The sequence below is a fragment of the Thermoactinomyces sp. CICC 10735 genome, from assembly GCF_016055175.1.
GTDB classification, from domain to species: Bacteria; Bacillota; Bacilli; order Thermoactinomycetales; family Thermoactinomycetaceae; genus Thermoactinomyces; species Thermoactinomyces vulgaris.
The window spans coordinates 125038-144794 of sequence record NZ_JAECVT010000003.1 but is presented as its reverse complement, the minus strand read 5'-3'; the positions used below and the strand labels follow the sequence as shown (position 1 = coordinate 144794).

The window sequence follows — 19757 nt, the reverse complement described above, 5'->3', positions numbered from 1 at the left end:
AAATCCAAATTTAACCGTACACCGGCAAAACCGATGATTTTCATTTTTTTCGGGCATCGCCTGGGATGTGATGTTTTGGTACAATAAACAAAGATTGACTGAATCTCCGGACTCTTTGCCCGGCAAACTGGAGGGAAATCGATTTTGCATGAAAAATGGGAAGCATTAAAAACGAAGTTGCGCGAAATATATGATTTGGAAGCAACGATGGCCATATTAAGCTGGGATCAAAATACATACATGCCCCCGGCTGCAGCGGAAGCAAGAGGACACCAACTGTCCCTGTTGGGGAAACTGGTGCATCAGAAAAAAACGGATCCCCGGTTGGGCGAATTACTGGAGGATCTGGAAAAAGCGACGGCTTCTTCATCCTTGGATTCCGATCAGGCAGCCATCGTCCGGGTTGCCAAACGGCAGTATGAGGAAGCACAAAAAGTTTCGGCGGATTTCATGGCCCGTTTTTACAGGCATATCACCGAAACCAACCAGACGTGGTTGGAAGCGCGGGAAGCCAATGATTTTGGCAAAGTGATTCCTTACCTGAAAAAGACGTTGGAACTCAGTTTGGAATATGCCGACTTTTTTCCGGAAAAAGAGCATGTGTCCGACCCGTTGATCAACCGTTCGGACTACGGGATGAAAGCGTCGACGCTCCGCAAGTTGTTTCATGAGTTGCGAAGGGAATTGGTTCCCTTTGTGGAAGCGGTGACGAAGAAGCCGGCTTCGGACCGTTCCTCTTTGGAGCAATCTTATCCGGTGCAAAAACAGCTGGATTTCAGCAAGGAAATTATCAAGCAGATGGGATTTGATTTCAACCGCGGGAGAGTGGATTTGTCGGCCCACCCATTTATGACGCGGTTTGCGGCAGGAGATGTTCGCATCACCACCCGCGTCAATGAACGGGATATCAGCGAAGCGTTGTTCAGTACGATCCATGAAGCCGGGCATGCGCTGTATGAATTGGGGATTCGCCCGGAATATGACGGAACCCCGCTTTATGACGGGACCTCTTCCGGGGTACACGAAAGCCAGTCGCGTCTGTGGGAAAATGTGATTGCCAGAAGCCGGGAGTTTTGGACCTATTTTTATCCGCAATTGCAGGCCACGTTCCCGACCCAGTTGGGAAGGGTGACACTGGATGAGTTTTACCGGGCCATCAATCATGTGAAGCGGTCGCTGATCCGTACGGAAGCGGATGAATTGACATACAACTTGCATGTGATTATCCGCTTTGATCTGGAACTGCACATGCTGGAAGGAAAACTCCGGGTGGAAGATTTGCGTGATGCATGGAATGAACGTTATCAGTCCGATCTTGGAATCACTCCTCCCGATGACCGTTCGGGCGTATTGCAGGATATCCATTGGTATGCGGATTTTATTGGCGGACAGTTTCAGGGCTATGCGCTTGGAAATATCTTAAGTTGCCAATTTTACGAAGCGGCATTAAAAGATGCCCCTCACATCCCGGATCAAATTGCACACGGGAGCTTTACCGCTCTTCATTCTTGGTTGAAAGAACAGATCTATCAGCATGGAAGCAAATATACAGCAGATGAATTGATCCGGCGGGCAACCGGATCGGAACTGACCATCCAACCCTATCTGGATTATTTAAGAAAAAAATACAGTGAATTATATTTATAGGAGATTCTGACAGCAAATGTCCCGGGGGCATTTGCTTTTTTCTAAAGGAAAAAAGCCGGCTGTGGTATACTTATATTGTAAATGTAAACTATTTATTTCGATTTGGTTTACAATTGAATTGGCCCGACACCGGTTGATCCGGAGATTGGGTTCATGCATTTTTAAGGAGCAGGAGGTTTCTATGACACTTCATTCTTTCAGAAGCTTGTCCAAATGGGAAAAGTTGGCGGATAAGGCGCTTCAAGGAGAAACATTGAGCATGGAAGAGGGCCTTTCGGTGTTAAATGCACCGGATGATGAATTGCTGCCTTTGTTGCAAGCCAGCTTCCGTGTCCGGTGCCATTATTTCGGGAAAAAGGTCAAATTAAATATGATCATCAATGCCAAAAGCGGGCTTTGTCCGGAAGATTGCGGTTATTGTTCGCAATCGGTCGTTTCGCAGGCTCCGGTTGAGCGATACAGTTTATTGAAAAAAGAGGAATTGGTCGACGGGGCAAAAGAAGCCTTGGCACGAAAAGCCGGGACCTATTGCATTGTGGCAAGCGGGCGCGGACCGACCCGACGTGAACTGGATGAAGTGGTTCAAGCGGTTCGGGAAATCAAAGAAAAATATCCGCTAAAAATTTGCGCTTGTTTGGGGATCTTGAATGATGATCAAGTCAAACGGTTAAAAGAAGCCGGCGTGGACCGTTACAACCACAACCTGAATACCGGCGAAAAACACTATGAAAACATCACCACCACCCATACGTATCAAGACCGGGTGGAAACACTGCAATTGGTGAAGAAGGGGGGCATTTCCCCTTGCTCCGGCTATATTGTCGGCATGGGGGAAACCCAAGAACAAGTCGTGGAAATGGCTTTGGCCTTGCGTGAACTGGATGTTGATTCGATCCCGGTGAACTTCTTGAATCCCATCCCCGGAACGCCTTTGGAAGGGATGAATGAATTAAATCCGCGTTATTGTTTAAAAGTGCTTGCGTTGTTTCGTTTCATATGTCCGCAAAAGGAAATTCGGGTTTCGGGAGGAAGAGAAGTCAATTTGCGCCATTTGCAAGCATTGTCCCTCTATCCTGCCAATTCCATTTTTGTCGGGGATTACTTGACGACAGAAGGCCAATCGGCCTTGTTGGATCATCAAATGATACGGGATATGGGATTTGAGGTGGAAGAGGCAGAAGAAGATTGAACTTTTGCCTTGTGAAAACGGCCTGACAAAAATCCAAGAAAGCACATTGATTGATCCGCTCGCCGTGAGGAATGTATGGTAAGATGGGAGTAAATTACATAATGATGAAAGGATGGAGCGGATTTGTTTAAGAAAATTCTAGCTTCTTTGGGAGTGGGAGCGGCCAAAATCGATTTGGTTTTGGATTCCGATGTGGTCACCATGGGTGAAGAGGTCACCGGAAAGGTGTATGTTGAGGGAGGCGAAGTCGAACAGCTAATCGAAGAGTTGGAAGTCCACTTCAATCTGGCGTCCTCTTTTAAAAAGGACGATGAAATCAAGTATGTCAATGAAACCATCGCAACCATTCCGGTGATGCAGGAAGAATTTGTGGTCCGGCCCGGGGAAAAAAGAGAATTTGATTTCTATTTTAAATGTCCTGAACTGCTCCCGGTTTCATCCGTCAACACCCGTTATTATTTCCAATCCAATTTGGAAATCATAAGCGGCATTGATGCCAAGGACCGGGACGTTGTCGATGTAAAGCCGTCGGGCCTTCTCAAAAACTTTTTGGGCGGTTTTGCAAAGCTGGGCTTTGTTCACTATGGAGAAGGGTATACCGGCCAACGGAACGGAGGCGTCCAAATCATCCAGTTTCATGCCACCGATTGGATGCGCGGCAAATTTGATGAAATCGTGTTTCAGTATAAACCGAAACAGGCGGTAAACAGCGTCAGAGGATTTTTTGAATTGGATAAGAAAACCAAAGGGTTGATCGGCATGCTGGCAGATGAGCTGGATTTGGATGAAAAAAAGGGAGCTTTTGAATTCCGTGCGGAAGAACTTTCCTCTGAAGAGGCGGCGGCAGAAACCATACGCAATTTCATCATCAAAAATTCTTCCGGATTAATTACCGGATAATTATGGAAATTAATGATTCCCTCGATCCCGATGGACGAGGGATATTTATTTACATAAAATAAACTTCTTGGAAACAAAGATTCAACCTGTAAAATCAAATTTTGTTTAATTTTAGTTGTAATTAAAATTACTGGTTAACAAAGACATGGAATTTTTAAATTTTCCCGGGAGGAAAGAATTATAAAAAGATATAAATATATATATAAAACTTTTTTATGACAAAGTTTTACGAAATAAAACAGAAAATCATCCAGGTCTTTGTGGGGGGAGGAGCAAACCGATGATATATATCTGTTTGCTGATACTGTCGTATTTGTTTATCAGCATCAACCGGGCGTTGTTGGGAATCCCGGGTTTTTTCTATTATTCCAGTGTCCGGCCGGTCTTGAAAATGTACTTCCGGGATAAGCTTTTTAAAGTGGAAGAAGTGTATTATTGGGAAATGGCCGAATCACTGGGAGACCGGGCTTTGTGGTCGATTTTGCCGGCGTATGTGTTGGCGTTTGACTTGTTGGATCTTCCGAATGTTTGGTTGAAAGCGGGGACTTTCCTTTTCATCAACTATTTGTGGTGCCTCTTTTATGCCGCGGCTTTGGTGAAAGAGTATATTCCCCAGACCCCCGCATTGAGACCGCGTGTGATGCGGGCAAGCAATCATTTATAAATTAAGGTGGAACGTTGCTCAGGCATCCGTCGGGGATGCACCGGGCAACTTTTTGCTTTCTAAAGGGATGTTTAAAATAACAAGGAATCCAACTGTTAATTAATAGATATTTTAAAACTATTTAGAAATATATGTTATAATGAATGTAACCATGAATGGAAAATTTCATGAAATCTGGGTTTTCTTTGGAAGGGAGGAAAGGGATGAAAAAGGGGTGGACCGCCTTTTTCGCTTTTTGGCTGGTTGTGGCGGCGCTTCCTTTATCACACAGCTTGGCTCAGGATGCCTATTCGATTCGGTGCAGTGTCGGTTTTGATGAACAAAGTGAACGGTATTATGTGTATGCGCGGCTCACGGTTGGATCCGGCGATCAAGTGGAAGGAAGCTGGTATTATTTTGACCGTGAACACAACCAATCGTTCCGCGAGATTGGCGATCGCGATGTCTCTTTTTTAAAGATCGGGAATGATGCCGGGAAAACCGCGGCACTCCTCAAGTTTGACGGGATTATCAACCGCAAGCCGTATATATTGGAAGAAAACTGCACGTTTACCCGGGAAGGCATTCGGTTGCAAGTGTCACCCTCCCAAGAGGGCATCCGCGCTTCCGGGGAAATTTTATATGGGAGTCAAGCGGCAGGAAAATGGCATTTTCAAATTTTTGATCAACAAGGACAAGAAAAAGCTTCCATTTGGCTCCGGCAAAACGGGGAGACCGCAAGCCACCGGTTTGAGGCGCTTCCTCCTGGCGCTTATCAGGCACAGCTCACCTTTGACGGGACGATCAACGGCGACCGGCGAATATTAAGAGATGCTTATTCGTTCCAAGTCTCTCCCGAAAGCTCTTCACCGGCTTCTGAAGACGAACCCGGCTTGCCGGATTCCGGTCCGAATCCTTCGCAAAGCAGCTCCACTCCGTTTTTCTTCACACCCGTTGCCATCTTTTCGGTTGTCGCATTGGGGGCGGGAATCATCATTTGGATCGTTATTTATCGAAAAATGTGACGAATCAAAAGGAACCGGATCGTTTTGAAAAAATATTTTTGTCAGAAGGAATTAAAAAGTCGATAAAAACCCTTGACGAAAATAAAAAACAGAGAAATAATATTATTGAAATTAATTATAAACAAAATAAAATTTGTTAAGTTATGAATTGGTGTCAATCCTCTTGTAGTCAAAGCCGATCCTTAGGGATAGGTTTTTTTCTATCCCTCAAGTGAATGACTGTTCATTCAGACGGGGTTTTTTAAAAGAAGAGAGGAGGAGAACTCTTGCGACACATTCAAAAAGCAGCAGTGTTGGGCGCAGGTGTCATGGGGGCATCGATCGCCGGGCATCTTGCGAATGTAGGAATTCCCACTTTGTTACTGGACATTGTGCCGCGCGATTTGACGGAAAAGGAAAAGCAGAAAGGACTGACGCTTGAAGACCGGGCGGTTCGCAACCGTTTGGCTCAGGCCGGGAAAGACCGTTTGTTCAAGGAAAAGCCATCTCCGCTTTATACGAAGGAAGCGGCTGAACGGATAGAAATCGGAAACATGGAAGACGATTTTGACCGCTTGTCCGAGGTGGACTGGGTGATCGAAGTCGTTGTGGAAAATTTGGAAATTAAACAAGATTTGTTCAAGCGCCTGGAAAATGTTTGGAAACCGGGCATTGTGGTCAGTTCCAACACTTCGGGCATTTCCATCAATAAGATGGTGGAGGGCCGTTCCGAAGAGTTCCGGAAGCATTTTTTGGGGACGCACTTTTTTAACCCCCCGCGCTATATGAAATTGTTGGAGATTATTCCAAATGAAAAGACCGATCCTGCTATTGTCGAAGGCATGAAGTCTTTTGCCGAGGAGGTTCTGGGCAAAGGGGTGGTCATATGCAAGGATACCCCCAACTTTATTGCAAACCGCATCGGAACTTACGGGCTTCAAGTCACGTTAGAGGCGATGGAGGAAATGGATCTCGGACCGGCTGAAGTGGACGCGATCACCGGACGTGCCATGGGGCGGCCCAAAAGCGCCACCTTCCGTACCCTGGATCTGGTGGGATTGGATACGTTTGTCCATGTGGCAAACAATGTGAGAGAAAATGTGGATGATCCGGAGGAAAAAGCCGCTTTTGAGGTTTCTCCCCTCCTGAAAAAAATGGTGGAAAACGGGTGGCTCGGTGAAAAGAGCGGCCAAGGATTTTATAAACGGGTGAAAACGGAAAAAGGAAAAGAGATCTTGGTCTTAAATCCGAAAACGCTTACTTATGAACCGCGCCAAAAACTGAAAGCCCCTTCACTGGAAGCGAGCAAACGGGCAAAAGGGCTGCCGAAAAAATTGCGAGCTCTGGTTTATGCCGATGATGTTGCCGGAAAATTGGCTTGGACTATCACGAAAAAAGTGCTTCTTTATTCCGCTGCCCGTCTGGAAGAAATCGCCGATGACATCACCAGTGTGGATCGTGCGATGAAATGGGGATTCAACTGGGATTTGGGGCCGTTTGAAATGTGGGATGCCGTCGGGCTTGAAGAATCCGTCAACCGGATGCGCGAAGAAGGAGAAACCATCCCGCAATGGGTGGAAGAGATGCTTCAGTCCGGAAAAACCGCTTTCTATCAAACGGAAGACGGAAAAACCCGGGTGTTCGCGATTGGCGGCAAGTATGAAGAAGTAAAAGAGCATCAAAAAGCGATCTCTTTGGCCCGCTTGAAAGAACAAGGGAAGAAAATCTTCGGAAACCGGGGAGCCTCCCTGATTGACCTGGGCGATGACATTGCTTGTCTGGAAATCCATTCCCCCAAACAAGCACTGGGGCCGGAAGTGATCAGCATGATCAACAAATCGGTCAAAGAAGTGCGGAAGAATTACCGGGGACTCGTCATCAGTGCGGAAGCGCCCAACTTCTGTGTCGGCGCCAACCTGATGATGCTCTTAATGGAAGCCCAAGATTACAACTGGCCGGAAATCGATTTGATTGTTCATCAGTTCCAGCAAGCCATGGGCTCTTTGCGGACCCTTGAGAAACCGGTCGTTGCCGCACCTTATGGCATGGCGTTGGGCGGCGGCGTTGAGGTGTGCTTGCCGTGTGACCGGATTCAGGCAGCGGGAGAAACCTATATGGGGCTGGTTGAAGTCGGTGTCGGTTTGATTCCGGGCGGTGGCGGCAACAGCGAAATGTTGCTCCGCTTCACCGAAGGCGTGGATCCCAAAGACCGGATTTCTTTGCAGCCTCTGGTGAATCACATCTTTATGACCATCGGGCAAGCCAAGGTGTCAACCAGCGGTGAAGATGCCCGTAAATATAAATTCATCCGTCCGTATGACGGTATTACCGTCAACAAAGATCATTTGATTTACGATGCAAAACAAGTGGCGCTGGGACTTTACAACGCAGGTTATAAAGCGCCTCAACCGCGTAAAATCCCGGTGGTCGGGGAAACGGGATACAACACGCTGAAACTCGGGGCTTACGGTCTCTTGAAGTCGGGATATATCAGTGAGCATGACTACAAAATTGCAAGCAAACTGGCTTTTGTTCTGTCCGGAGGAAATGTGCCGGAAGGAACGCTGGTGGATCAGCAATATCTGTTGGATCTCGAACGGGAGGCCTTTTTGAGTTTGATCGGAGAACCCAAAACCCAACAAAGAATGCAACATATGTTGGCCAAAGGAAAGCCTCTTCGCAACTAACATTTGAAAAGGGGGAGAAAATATGCGCGAAGCAGTCATTGTGGCCGGCGCCCGTACTGCGGTGGGAAAAGCGGGAAAAGGGAGCTTGCGCAATTACCGGCCGGATGAAATGGCCGCAGCTGTTGTTTCGGATCTGATGCGGCGTGTTCCTCAGGTGGATCCCAAGGAAGTGGAAGATGTGATCTTGGGATGTGCGTTTCCTGAGGGAGAGCAAGGGATGAACCTTGCGAGAATCGTCGCTTTGAGGGCGGGACTTCCCACGGAGGTTCCGGGAATGACCGTGAATCGCTTCTGTTCTTCCGGCCTGCAAACCATTGCCATTGCGGCGGAAAAAATTATGTGCGGATTTGCCGACATCATGATCGCCGGCGGTGTCGAAAGCATGAGTATGGTGCCGATGGGCGGATATAAACCGGCGCCCAACCCCTATCTGATGGAACATTTGCCGGAAACCTACATGTCCATGGGGCATACGGCGGAAGAAGTGGCAAAGCGGTACAACGTGACAAGAGAAGATCAGGACCGTTTTGCCCTGGCCAGCCACCAAAAGGCGGCGGCAGCCATCAAAGCGGGGAAATTTAAAGATGAAATCGTTCCGTTGACCGTGAAGGAACATTTCTTTGATGAAAACGGAAAACTGCAAGTCAAAGAGCGGGTCTTTGACACTGATGAAGGCGTTCGTCCCGACACCAATCTGGAAGTGCTTGGGAAATTGCGTCCGGTTTTCCACGTGAACGGAACGGTGACCGCGGGGAACTCTTCGCAAACGAGTGACGGAGCGGCCGCTGTGATGATCATGTCCCGTGAAAAAGCCGAGGAACTGGGTGTGAAACCGCTGGCGATTTTCCGCGGATTCACCCTGGGCGGGGTGGATCCGGATGTCATGGGAATCGGTCCGGTGGCAGCCGTCCCCAAATTGCTTGAAAAAACGGGCATTCGCCTTGAGGACATCGATTTGATTGAGCTGAATGAAGCCTTTGCTTCCCAATCGGTGGCCGTGATCCGGGAGTTGGGACTGGATCACGAGAAGGTGAATGTCAATGGAGGCGCCATTGCCTTGGGCCATCCCCTGGGATGTTCCGGAGCGAAATTGACCGTTTCCATCTTGGGAGAACTGGAACGGCGCAATCTTCGTTACGGGCTTGTCACCATGTGTATCGGCGGCGGCATGGGAGCTGCGGGCATTGTGGAACGGGTAAGCTGACCCGGCCAATCCATCAGGTTTTAAATTAACGGGAGGGAAGAAAAATGACAGATACAAAAGCAAAAGGCGGAGCTTATTTACTGGAGCAAAGAGATCCGGAAACCGTGTTTACCCCGGAAGATTTTACAGAAGAACATAAGATGATCGCCAAAACGACCGAAGACTTTGTCAAAGACAAAGTATGGCCGGTTTTGCCGGAAATTGAGAATCATCAATTTGAACATACCGTGCGTTTGTTGAAAGAAGCAGGAGATTTGGGACTCCTTGGTGCCGACGTGCCGGAGAAATATGAAGGGCTGGGGCTGGACAAAGTCAGTTCCAGTTTGATCACGGAGAAAATTTCTCTTGCCCGTTCTTTTGGTTTGTCCCACGGGGCGCATGTGGGGATCGGATCCCTTCCGATTGTCTTTTTCGGAAATGAGGAACAAAAGAAAAAATATCTGCCGGATTTGGCCTCCGGACGGAAACTTGCCGCTTATGCCTTGACGGAACCCAGTTCCGGATCAGATGCCCTGGGGGCAAAAACGACGGCGAAATTAAGCGATGACGGCAAATATTACATCTTAAACGGGGAGAAACAATGGATTACCAACTCCGGCTTTGCCGATGTGTTTATCGTGTACGCCAAAGTGGATGGCGACAAGTTTACGGCGTTCATCGTGGAACGTGACTTCCCCGGTGTTTCTGTCGGGCCGGAAGAAAAGAAAATGGGGATCAAAGGTTCATCCACCCGCACCTTGATCCTGGAAGACGCCAAGGTTCCGGTGGAAAACCTGCTCGGAGAATTGGGTAAAGGGCACAAAATCGCCTTTAACATTTTGAATATTGGCCGTTACAAACTGGCCATCGGTACCGTGGGTTCCTCCAAACGGGCCATCGAGATCTCGGCGCAATACGCCAATGAACGGAAACAATTTAAAGTCCCGATTTCTAAATTTGGCCTCATTCGCGAAAAATTGGCCAACATGGCGACAAAAGTGTATGCTTCGGAAAGCTTGGCGTACCGGATTGCGGGAATGTTTGACGCCAACCTGGAAGGAGTGGAAAACGCGGAAGGTTCCGTGGTGGCCAATGCGATCGGAGATTTGGCGATCGAATGTTCCGTGTCGAAAGTGTTCGGTTCCGAAGTGCTCGATTATGTGGTGGATGAAGGGGTACAAATTCATGGCGGTTACGGTTTCATGAATGAATACGAGATTGAAAACATGTATCGCGATTCCCGGATCAACCGCATTTTTGAAGGAACCAACGAAATTAACCGTTTGATCATTCCGGCCACCTTGATGCGGAAAGCATTGAAAGGGGAATTGCCTTTCTTGCAAGCCGCGCAAGACCTGCAAGAAGAATTGTTGACCATGATGCCGTACTTCCCGGATGAAGATGCTCCGGTCTTGGAAGCTGAAGAACATTATGTGGAAAATGCGAAGAAAATCTTCTTGATGGTCGCCGGACTGGCCACGCAAAAATACGGTGAGAAAATGCAGAAAGAACAAGAGTTGTTGCGTGACCTGGCGGATATCGCCATCGAAACCTTTGCCATGGAGAGTGCTTTGTTGCGCACGAAAAAAGCCATTCTTAAAAATGGTGAAGAAAATGAACAAGCCAAAATCGATTACACCGTGGCCTTCATCTATGCTTCGATGCAAAAAGTGGATGCACTGGCCCGCCATGCTTTGGCAGCCATCGAAGAAGGCGATGTCCTGCGCACACAACTTTCGGTATTGAAAAAGCTGACCCGGATTCAACCGGTAAACGAAGTGGAACTGAAACGCCGGATTGCCGCCCGGATCATCGATGCCGAGAAATATGTGGTTTAATCGGCGTTTTCAGGCTGTTGACAAAATCGTCAACAGCCTTTTTTTATTGAAAAATTTCCTTTCATGTCTTTTCAATGACGGTTTCGTCCTGAAGCAGATGTTCGCTTTGCTCCGGGGAAGGCAGGTGAACGAGGAAACGTCTTCCGCCATGAACGTGCGTTTGAAATTCAGCGGCTTTCAGGGAGCTTTCAGGGATTTTATATCCAAATATTTTTTATTATTTCTATATGATGAATCGGAATCAAATCCCCCCTTTTGCATGTGTGAAGAAGAAAAGGGGAACGAAAGGGAAGGGTTAAAAAACCTCTTTTTTGCCTAGAAATTTAAAAAACCAGCGATGGTAAAACCATTCGATGACGGCATAGAGGATCCCGGCGGTCAAGGAAATTTGAAAAAGCGGCACTTGGTTGATTTTAAAGTTTTTGGTGCCGATATCCATATCAAAAAAGTAAGTCCCGATGAACCAAACAATGAGAAAACTTAACAAGGCATCCGACAGAGTGGTGAACATATTCCCCATTTTCAGCAGCAAAAAGAAATCCCCCAGATATCCGGCCAATGCAAGAACAATGCTGACAAACAGAATCGATTTATAATCAATGTCGTAAATCAATCCCAACGTAAGGTAGAGAAGAAAAGTGACATAGATAAACTTGATGATCAGATGGTAAGTATGATTCAACGCGCAAGCTCCTTTCCGGTTTTTTGTTATTATTTCACCGCCATAAACGCCTATGCATGCGATGGATCAATCGGTGGTTTCATACAGCGCCAGCCACGCGCGGATGGCTTGATTGAGTTGCCGTGCAGCTCGGGTGATTAAGTGATGCGGCTTGTGGTTCAGCGGAAAATGAGTGGAATTGGGCAGGTTTTTGGTGAGAACTTCGGTATATTTGCGGAACCGGTCATTCCGGGTTCCCGAGAAAACCAAAACAGGTGCCTGAATGCCCGGCAGGAGCTTGGTGCCGTTAAATGTTTGGCTGTATTGAAAGTATTGCTTGATGTTTTCCGGGTTTCCCACGCGGGCTGCGGCATGGAGATAAGAAAACATTTTGCGGCTGCCGGCGTTGGCCATGCAAATGCTCCGTGACAAAAACGGAAAGCCGATGCGGTTGCACAAAGCCACAGCCAGATCCAATTCCGCTTGGATGATCGGATCAGATATTTCTGAAAGCGCACTGATTAAGATTCCGCCCAAAAATCGTTCGGGGTGGCGATGCAAGGCGTTTAACGCCACGCTTCCACCTGTGGAATACCCGGCCAGATAAGCTTTTTCGATTTGCAAGTGATCCATCAGGCGGCAAAGATCCTGGATGATTAACGGATAGGTCACCGGCTGGCGCGACGGGCCGCTGAATCCATGGCCGCGAACGTCAAAAAGGATCAGTTGATAACGGTGTTTCAAATCTTCTTTCTGATATCGGAAGACGCGGCTGGTGATCAGCGGAGGATGGATAAAAATGATGGCAGGGCCGTTTCCTTCCGATTCGTAGTAAAGCCGGGTTCCGCCGCAATCCAAAAAGGGCATTTTTTTCGCCTCCTTCGCTTGTTGGCTTTATTTTGGCAAGAAGCTGGAAAAAGTATGAGAAAAATGCCCGCAATGGTGGCAGGATTTTGGGGGCGCCGGAGGGAAGATTAAGCAAAACCGGGTTTGCTTGTACAAGCCGGGAATGAAAGAAAACCGCAATTTTGATATTTTTGTCAAAATATCGACAAATTGCAGGGATATTTTTGGCAAAAATTTCTATATAATGGAAGAAACAAAAGCAGAGTCAGAGATGGAGCTGATCGGCGATGGAAGAATTGCAATCTTTGTTGCATGCGGTGATGGAACGGATTGACATGCAGTCTGCAAGCATTGAACAGATCAAAACGGATATCTCGGATTTAAAAAAGAATTTGAACAAGGTGGAGCAAAAAGTCGACCGGATCGAATCGCACGTCAACGGAATGAAACAAATGGTGGGAATGATCAAAGAGGAACTTTCCTCTATCGACCGCTCAAAGGAGAGGCTGGATCAGGTTCTGATTGAGGAAGAAAATTGGCAGGAACAGATCACACAGGCTTTGGCCTTATGTTCCAAAGAAAAGAAGAATCAGCTTAAAAACATCATTGATCAGCATGTAGGGTAAGCCCGGACACGTTGTTTGGGTTTTTCTTTGTTTTGAATCGGTGTTATAATGGATACGATCTGAAGTGTCCCTTGATAAAGGAGGAAGCAAAGTGAGCATCAATGGTGTGGAATGGCTGCTGATATTTGTGGTGGCACTCATTTTGTTTGGTCCGAAGAAACTGCCGGAATTGGGACGAGCCCTTGGGAAATCGCTTCGAGAATTTAAAAAGGCCACCAGCGGGGTTTTAAGCGAAGAAGATTCGGGACAAGGAGCAGAGGCCAAGCCGGATGCACCCAAAGCGGAAAATGCCAAGACCGAAAATCCGAAGGCGGAAACCCAAACCGTGAAAGACGAAACAAAAACACCCAGCCTCTAAAGACCAGAGGTGGGTGTTTTTTTGCTGTTTCCGTTCAGCAACAGCGGCGGATGTCGCCGCTTCCGTATCGTTCATCGATGGCCTGGCGGTAAAATTCGGCTCTTGTCATCGGGGTTTGGTCCGGATGATGTTTTTTAAGGTGCTCAAGATATCGGTTGTAATTGGGGACACCGGCCATTTCATTTAAATAAAAAGCAATGGCCCGGCAGGATTTTTTGATCCATTTCACCATTCAAATTCACCCCTTCACGGTTTTGGGTTGATGCGGAACATACGGCGCTTCTTTTGCCGACAGGGGTTCGTGTTTGACCAGCACCTTGTACCAGATGCGGGCCGCATCCACAATAATCACAAGCACAAAAGCAATGAACAAGAAGGTTAAGACGGCATCAATCTGATTGTTCAAAACGATGCGTTTCATTTCTTCAATCGATTGCGCCGGACCCAGCAACTGGTTGTTGGCAATCGCTCCGGAATATTTGTTGGCCGCCGCGATAAATCCGATCGAAGGATCGGAATGGAACAACTTTTGCCATCCCGCTGTCATGGTGACGATGGTCAGCCATCCCAGCGGAATGAACGTTACCCAGGAGTAGGCGGCTTTTCCCATCTTGATCAAAATAGTGGTGCCGACAACCAGCGCAACGACCGCGAGCATTTGGTTGGCGATCCCAAACAGGGGCCATAACGTGTTAATGCCGCCCAACGGGTCGATGACGCCCTGGTATAAAAAGTATCCCCAGCCGGCAACGACCAGTGCGCTCGCCAGGATGTTTGCCGGATAAAACTTGGTGTCTCCCAGTTTCGGGACAACCCTTCCCATCAAGTCTTGCAAAATGAAGCGGCCCACTCGGGTACCGGCATCAATGGTGGTCAGAATGAACACGGCTTCAAACAAAATGGCAAAATGATACCAGAATGCCATCAACGATTGACCGCCGATCACTTCAGAAAAGATGACGGACATTCCGACGGCAAGGGTCGGAGCTCCGCCGGTGCGGGAAAGAATGGTGCTTTCACCGACCGATTCAGCCAGTTGCGACAAATCCTGTGGCGTTACGGTGAATCCCATCTCCGTCACGGCCCGGGCTGCCGAAATGACGTCATTTCCGATCACCGAAGCCGGACTGTTCATGGCAAAGTACACACCGGGGGTCAGGATGCATGCCGCGACCAATGCCATGATGGCGACGAAAGATTCGGTCAGCATTCCTCCGTATCCAATCATGGTGGCATGGGATTCCCGGGCGATCATTTTGGGAGTGGTGCCGGATGAAACCAAAGCGTGAAATCCGGAAATGGCACCACAAGCGATGGTGATAAAGACAAACGGGAACAAATCGCCGGAGAACACGGGACCGGTTCCGTCAATAAATTGGGTTAAGGCCGGCATTTGAAGATCCGGCAAGACAATGAGAATGCCGACAGCCAGTCCGAAAATGACCCCCACTTTCAAAAAGGTGCTTAAATAATCGCGTGGAGCGAGCAAAAGCCAAACCGGAAGAACCGAAGCGACAAAGCCGTAAATAATCATCATCCAGGCGATGGTGGTGCCTTCAAACGTGAAGTGGGAAGACAGGGCTGGATGAGCGGATACATATTGTCCCCCGTAAATGGACAAGAGCAACAAGGCAAACCCGATGATGGAGGCTTCCAGCACTCTCCCCGGCCGCAGATAGCGCATGTAAATGCCCATAAATATGGCGATGGGGATCGTCATCACAATGGTGAACATTCCCCACGGGCTGTGTGCGAGCGCTTGTACAACCACCAATGCCAAAACCGCCAGCAAAATAATCATAATTCCCAAAATGGCGATGGCAGCCGTGAATCCGCCGACCGGGCCGATTTCTTCGCGTGCCATGTCACCGAGCGACTTTCCGTTTCGCCGCATGGAGCCGAACAAAATGATAAAATCTTGCACGGCCCCGCCAAGCACCACGCCGACGATGATCCAAATCGTTCCCGGCAAATACCCCATTTGTGCCGCCAAAATGGGACCGACAAGGGGACCGGCGCCGGCAATGGCCGCAAAATGGTGGCCGAACAACACCCATTTGTTGGTGGGAACATAATCTTTGCCGTCGTTATGAATTTCTGCCGGAGTTTTCCGATTGTCATCCAATTCGAAAATTTTCCGCGCGATAAAACGGCTGTAAAAACGGTAAGCAACCGCATAGGTGCAGACGGCGGCGATAATCAGCCAAAATGAGTTCACCGATTCGCCGCGGTTTAAGGCCAAAACGGCCAAACCGGCGGCGCCTAATACGGATATTCCTCCCCATATGAGAATGGACAATAGTCGATTTTTCACTTTCAACCCTCCTGCTGATGAGAATTCGTCCGAACCGGTTGAATGGCGTTGCTTCATCGAATTCATCAAAATATTTATTGAATTTTATCATTATTATACTGGAGATTTTTCATGATTTCGACAAAAATATTTCCGGTTTTCGTCAAAAAATAAGGTCTCGGTTCCCACGGACCTGTATTTAAAAGGACGGAGCCAAAGAAAAACTAATGAAATTTACGGTTTTATGCTATACTGTGAGAAGTTAAAGTGGAAGAATAATAAGGCACGCGATTGTTTAGCGGAGGTGAACGAGATGGCGATTTCCAAAGAAGAGGTTTATAAAGTGGCTGAACTGGCCCGTTTGAAATTAAGTGAAGAGGAAGCGGAGCGGTTTACCAGCCAGTTAAATGATATTTTGGAGTTTGCCAATAAATTGAACGAATTGGACACAGATCATGTGGAACCGACCAGCCATGTTTTACCGATGATCAATGTGATGCGGGAAGATGAAGTGCGTCCGTCCCTGGACCGGGAAAAAGTATTGAAAAATGCACCGGAACATCAAGACGGAATGTTTCGTGTGCCGGCAGTTTTTGAAGAGTAAGGGGGAGAACGATGTCGCTGTTTAATGAATCCATAACGAGCATACATAAACGCTTGGCAGATCGTGAAATTTCGGCCACAGACCTGGTGAATGAATCCTTGCGGCGCATTGAAGAAGTCGACGGACAAGTGAAAGCTTTTGTTCACGTGGATGCGGAAGGCGCCCGAAAGCGTGCGGAGGAGTTGGACAAGAAGCTTGCAAACGCTTCGGAAAAAGGTCTGCTCGCCGCTTTACCGGCAGGCATCAAGGACAATATTTGCACCGAAGGCATGACCACGACGTGTGCCAGCCAGCTTTTGTCCAATTACCAGCCGATCTATAACGCCACGGTGATGGATAAATTGGAACAGGCCGAAGCGGTGACGGTGGGAAAAATGAACATGGACGAATTTGCGATGGGTTCCTCCACGGAAAACTCCTCTCTCCACTTGACCCGCAATCCGTGTGATCTAAACCGGGTACCCGGAGGATCCAGCGGAGGTTCGGCCGCAGCGGTGGCTGCCCGCGAAGTCTATTTCTCACTGGGATCGGATACCGGCGGATCGATCCGCCAACCGGCAGCATATTGCGGCGTGGTTGGCATGAAGCCGACCTACGGGCGTGTTTCCCGTTATGGTTTGGTGGCTTTTGCCTCTTCGTTGGATCAAATCGGGCCGTTGACGAAAAACGTGGAAGACACCGCTTATGTCTTGCAAGCCATTTCCGGTCACGATCCTCATGACACCACCTCGGCCCCGGTAGAAGTGCCGGACTATCTGTCCGCTTTGACCGGAGAGATCAAAGGCATGAAGGTGGCCGTGGCCAAAGAAATGTTGGGAGAAGGTATTGATCCTTTCGTACGTGAAACGGTTCAAAAAGCGATTGACCAGCTGGAAAAAATGGGCGCACATGTGGAGGAAGTTTCCCTTCCCCATATGGAATATGCGGTAGCGGCCTACTACATCATTGCCCCGGCGGAAGCCTCTTCCAACCTGGCCCGCTTTGACGGCGTGCGGTACGGGGTTCGCAAAACCGGGAAAAACTTGTTGGATCTTTATCTGGAATCGCGCAGTCAGGGCTTCGGTCCCGAAGTGAAACGGCGGATCATGCTCGGAACTTATGCCCTCAGCTCCGGTTATTATGATGCTTACTACAAAAAGGCACAAAAAGTGAGAACATTGATCCGTCAGGATTTCGAGAACGTATTCAAGCAATTTGACGTGATTGTCGGACCGACCACGCCGACAACGGCCTTTAAAATCGGCGAACAGGCGGACGATCCGCTGACCATGTATATGAACGATATTTTGACCATTCCGGTCAATCTGGCAGGATTGCCGGCCATTAGTGTTCCGTGCGGTCTGGCAGACGGCATGCCGGTTGGTTTGCAGATCATTGGCCAGCCTTTTGCCGAATCGACGGTATTGCGCGTGGCTCATGCCTATGAACAACAAACTGAGTCATTGCCGGCTCCGATGGTGGGAGGGAACGCAGAATGAGTAAATATGAAACAGTCATCGGTTTGGAAGTTCACGTCGAACTGTCCACGAAATCCAAAATCTTTTGCGGTTGTTCGACTGAGTTCGGAGCTCCCCCCAACACGAATACCTGTCCGGTTTGCCTGGGGCATCCCGGCGTGCTTCCGGTATTGAACAAACAAGCAGTGAATTTCGCGATGAAAGCCGCCATGGCCCTGAATTGTGAGATTGCCGAATACAGCAAGTTTGACAGGAAAAACTATTTTTATCCGGACAGCCCGAAAGCTTACCAAATCTCTCAATATGATCAACCGATCGGCCAAAACGGATGGATTGAAATCGAAGTTGACGGAAAAAAGAAACGCATCGGAATCACGCGCTTGCATCTGGAAGAAGACGCCGGAAAGCTCAATCACAGCGATAACGGCGACGGTTCCCTGGTTGATTTCAACCGTGTGGGCGTGCCGCTGATTGAGATTGTATCCGAACCCGATCTCCGTTCACCGGCCGAAGCCCGGGCTTACTTGGAAAAATTAAAAACGATCATCCAGTACACGGGTGTATCCGATGTCCGGATGGAAGAAGGTTCGTTGCGTTGCGATGCCAATATCAGTTTGCGTCCGGTCGGCCAAAAAGAATTCGGCACAAAGACGGAAATGAAAAACTTAAACTCGTTCAAAAACGTGGAAAAAGCGCTGGAATATGAACAAAAACGGCAACAGGAAATTTTGGACCGCGGCGAAAAAGTGGTGCAACAAACCTTGCGCTGGCTGGAACAGGAAAACCGGACGAAAACCATGCGCAGCAAAGAGGAAGCGCACGATTACCGTTACTTCCCCGAACCGGATCTGGTTACGCTTCATATTGACGAAGCTTGGAAAGAAGAAATCCGCGCAAGCATCCCTGAATTGCCGGATCAGCGAAAAGAACGGTACCAAAAAGAGTTCGGGCTCAGTGATTATGATGCGGGAATTTTGACCAGCTCCAAAGCCGTTGCCGATTTTTATGAAGAGACAGTGACGAAAAAAGCGGATCCGAAACTGGCTTCCAACTGGATTATCACTGAACTGTTGGGATACCTGAACCGGGAAGGCATTGAAATCGAAGCCATCCGGATGACACCGGCTCATTTGGCTGAAATGATCTTATTGATCCAAAAAGGAACCATCAGCAGCAAAATCGCGAAAAAAGTGTTCAAGGAAATGCTGGATACCGGAAAAGACCCCGGCACCATCGTGAAAGAAAAAGGATGGGTCCAAATCAGTGACGAAGGGAAGCTGAAAGAGGAAGTCGCAAAAGTGATTGCCGCCAACCCGCAATCCGTTGAGGACTTTAAAAACGGAAAAGACCGGGCGCTTGGTTTCCTGGTTGGTCAGGTGATGAAAGCAACCCGGGGCCAAGCCAATCCGAAATTGGTGAATGAGTTGATCTTAAAACAAATTCAATCGTCCAATTAAAAAGCTCGCCTTTCGGCGGGCTTCTTTCTAATCAGAAGGAGGCTTGGTTGTGCTGCTTTTTCATCTTGTGATTATTGCGCTTCTGTTGGGGGCGGGGGTTTATTTTTTATTTTTGGTGCCGGCTCCTTATGAAGCGGTTACTTTTTTGATTTTTGCGTTGTACTTTTTGTTGACTTATTATGAACGGACGGCCCGGGCGTTTCCCAAACCGGTTTATTGGGTGACGGTTTTTTTGCTGGCTTTAAACGGAGTGGCTCAGGTCTTTTTTTATGCGGAAGGCCTGATGAATGGGATGATCAGCTTCTTTTTTGCTCTTTTGACATTTAAATCCATGCAGAAAGTGGCAGATCATTCAAAATAAGGG

The 19757-nt window shown here is 48.2% G+C and carries 18 protein-coding genes; 14 read left to right on the top strand and 4 right to left on the bottom strand.

Translation table 11 applies throughout. From position 1 onward, the window contains the following. Positions 1–144: 144 nt before the first annotated feature. From I8U23_RS06995 to I8U23_RS06960, 8 genes are all read left to right on the top strand, one after another. The gene (locus tag I8U23_RS06995) at positions 145–1647 is read left to right on the top strand and encodes a carboxypeptidase M32 (RefSeq protein WP_232335480.1); all 1503 of its coding nucleotides are present in this window, start codon (positions 145–147) and stop codon (positions 1645–1647) included. A gap of 181 nt (positions 1648–1828) precedes the next feature. Further along, positions 1829–2836, top strand: coding sequence for a biotin synthase BioB (gene bioB, locus I8U23_RS06990; RefSeq protein WP_049720594.1), 1008 nt, complete (start codon positions 1829–1831; stop codon positions 2834–2836). Positions 2837–2959: 123 nt separating this feature from the next. Beyond that, positions 2960–3736: a sporulation protein gene (locus tag I8U23_RS06985; protein ID WP_037993110.1), complete on the top strand. Its 777-nt coding sequence runs from the start codon at positions 2960–2962 to the stop codon at positions 3734–3736. 280 nt (positions 3737–4016) lie between these two features. Next, positions 4017–4400, top strand: a complete 384-nt coding sequence (locus tag I8U23_RS06980) for a hypothetical protein (protein ID WP_037993108.1) — start codon at positions 4017–4019, stop codon at positions 4398–4400. Between the two features lie 203 nt (positions 4401–4603). Beyond that, on the top strand, positions 4604–5404 hold the full coding sequence (locus I8U23_RS06975) for a hypothetical protein (RefSeq protein ID WP_049720593.1): 801 nt from the start codon (positions 4604–4606) through the stop codon (positions 5402–5404). A gap of 266 nt (positions 5405–5670) precedes the next feature. Further along, positions 5671–8070 (top strand): 3-hydroxyacyl-CoA dehydrogenase/enoyl-CoA hydratase family protein, encoded by a 2400-nt coding sequence (locus I8U23_RS06970; RefSeq protein ID WP_255517131.1) that lies wholly within the window; start codon positions 5671–5673, stop codon positions 8068–8070. Positions 8071–8092: 22 nt separating this feature from the next. After that, positions 8093–9274 (top strand): acetyl-CoA C-acyltransferase, encoded by a 1182-nt coding sequence (locus tag I8U23_RS06965; protein ID WP_037993103.1) that lies wholly within the window; start codon positions 8093–8095, stop codon positions 9272–9274. A gap of 44 nt (positions 9275–9318) precedes the next feature. Next, entirely contained in the window at positions 9319–11091 is a 1773-nt protein-coding gene (locus tag I8U23_RS06960) for an acyl-CoA dehydrogenase family protein (RefSeq protein ID WP_198050864.1), read from the top strand. A gap of 295 nt (positions 11092–11386) precedes the next feature. Here the strand turns inward: I8U23_RS06960 and I8U23_RS06955 are convergent, their stop codons facing one another. Beyond that, positions 11387–11773 (bottom strand): DUF2512 family protein, encoded by a 387-nt coding sequence (locus tag I8U23_RS06955; RefSeq protein ID WP_198050863.1) that lies wholly within the window; start codon positions 11771–11773, stop codon positions 11387–11389. Positions 11774–11839: 66 nt separating this feature from the next. Then, positions 11840–12619 carry an alpha/beta fold hydrolase gene (locus I8U23_RS06950; protein WP_198050862.1) on the bottom strand — a complete coding sequence of 260 codons (780 nt, stop codon included), beginning with the start codon at positions 12617–12619 and terminating at the stop codon, positions 11840–11842. Between the two features lie 266 nt (positions 12620–12885). On the opposite strand from I8U23_RS06950, the gene I8U23_RS06945 reads away from it, so the two are divergent. Both I8U23_RS06945 and I8U23_RS13645 read left to right on the top strand, forming a co-directional pair. Further along, positions 12886–13224 carry a hypothetical protein gene (locus I8U23_RS06945; protein WP_037993096.1) on the top strand — a complete coding sequence of 113 codons (339 nt, stop codon included), beginning with the start codon at positions 12886–12888 and terminating at the stop codon, positions 13222–13224. 91 nt (positions 13225–13315) lie between these two features. Next, positions 13316–13582, top strand: a complete 267-nt coding sequence (locus I8U23_RS13645) for a Sec-independent protein translocase subunit TatA/TatB (protein WP_037993094.1) — start codon at positions 13316–13318, stop codon at positions 13580–13582. Positions 13583–13616: 34 nt separating this feature from the next. On the opposite strand, the gene I8U23_RS06935 is transcribed toward I8U23_RS13645, so the two are convergent. Together I8U23_RS06935 and I8U23_RS06930 are read right to left on the bottom strand one after the other, a co-directional pair. Further along, positions 13617–13814, bottom strand: coding sequence for a YbdD/YjiX family protein (locus tag I8U23_RS06935; protein ID WP_198050861.1), 198 nt, complete (start codon positions 13812–13814; stop codon positions 13617–13619). 6 nt (positions 13815–13820) lie between these two features. Further along, positions 13821–15953, bottom strand: coding sequence for a carbon starvation CstA family protein (locus tag I8U23_RS06930; protein ID WP_082813549.1), 2133 nt, complete (start codon positions 15951–15953; stop codon positions 13821–13823). A 235-nt stretch (positions 15954–16188) separates the two neighbouring features. Here I8U23_RS06930 and gatC point away from each other — a divergent pair, with 235 nt between their 5' ends. From gatC to I8U23_RS06910, 4 genes are read left to right on the top strand one after another with little or no spacing between them, the layout of a single operon-like run. Further along, complete coding sequence (gatC, locus tag I8U23_RS06925; protein ID WP_037993091.1) at positions 16189–16479, top strand: Asp-tRNA(Asn)/Glu-tRNA(Gln) amidotransferase subunit GatC; 291 nt, start codon at positions 16189–16191, stop codon at positions 16477–16479. A gap of 11 nt (positions 16480–16490) precedes the next feature. Next, positions 16491–17957, top strand: coding sequence for an Asp-tRNA(Asn)/Glu-tRNA(Gln) amidotransferase subunit GatA (gene gatA / locus I8U23_RS06920; RefSeq protein WP_198050860.1), 1467 nt, complete (start codon positions 16491–16493; stop codon positions 17955–17957). Then, positions 17954–19393 (top strand): Asp-tRNA(Asn)/Glu-tRNA(Gln) amidotransferase subunit GatB, encoded by a 1440-nt coding sequence (gene gatB, locus I8U23_RS06915; RefSeq protein WP_037993087.1) that lies wholly within the window; start codon positions 17954–17956, stop codon positions 19391–19393. The genes gatA and gatB overlap by 4 nt, the downstream gene beginning before the upstream one ends. A gap of 49 nt (positions 19394–19442) precedes the next feature. Then, entirely contained in the window at positions 19443–19754 is a 312-nt protein-coding gene (locus tag I8U23_RS06910; RefSeq protein WP_037993086.1) for a hypothetical protein, read from the top strand. The last annotated feature ends 3 nt before the right edge of the window (positions 19755–19757 follow it).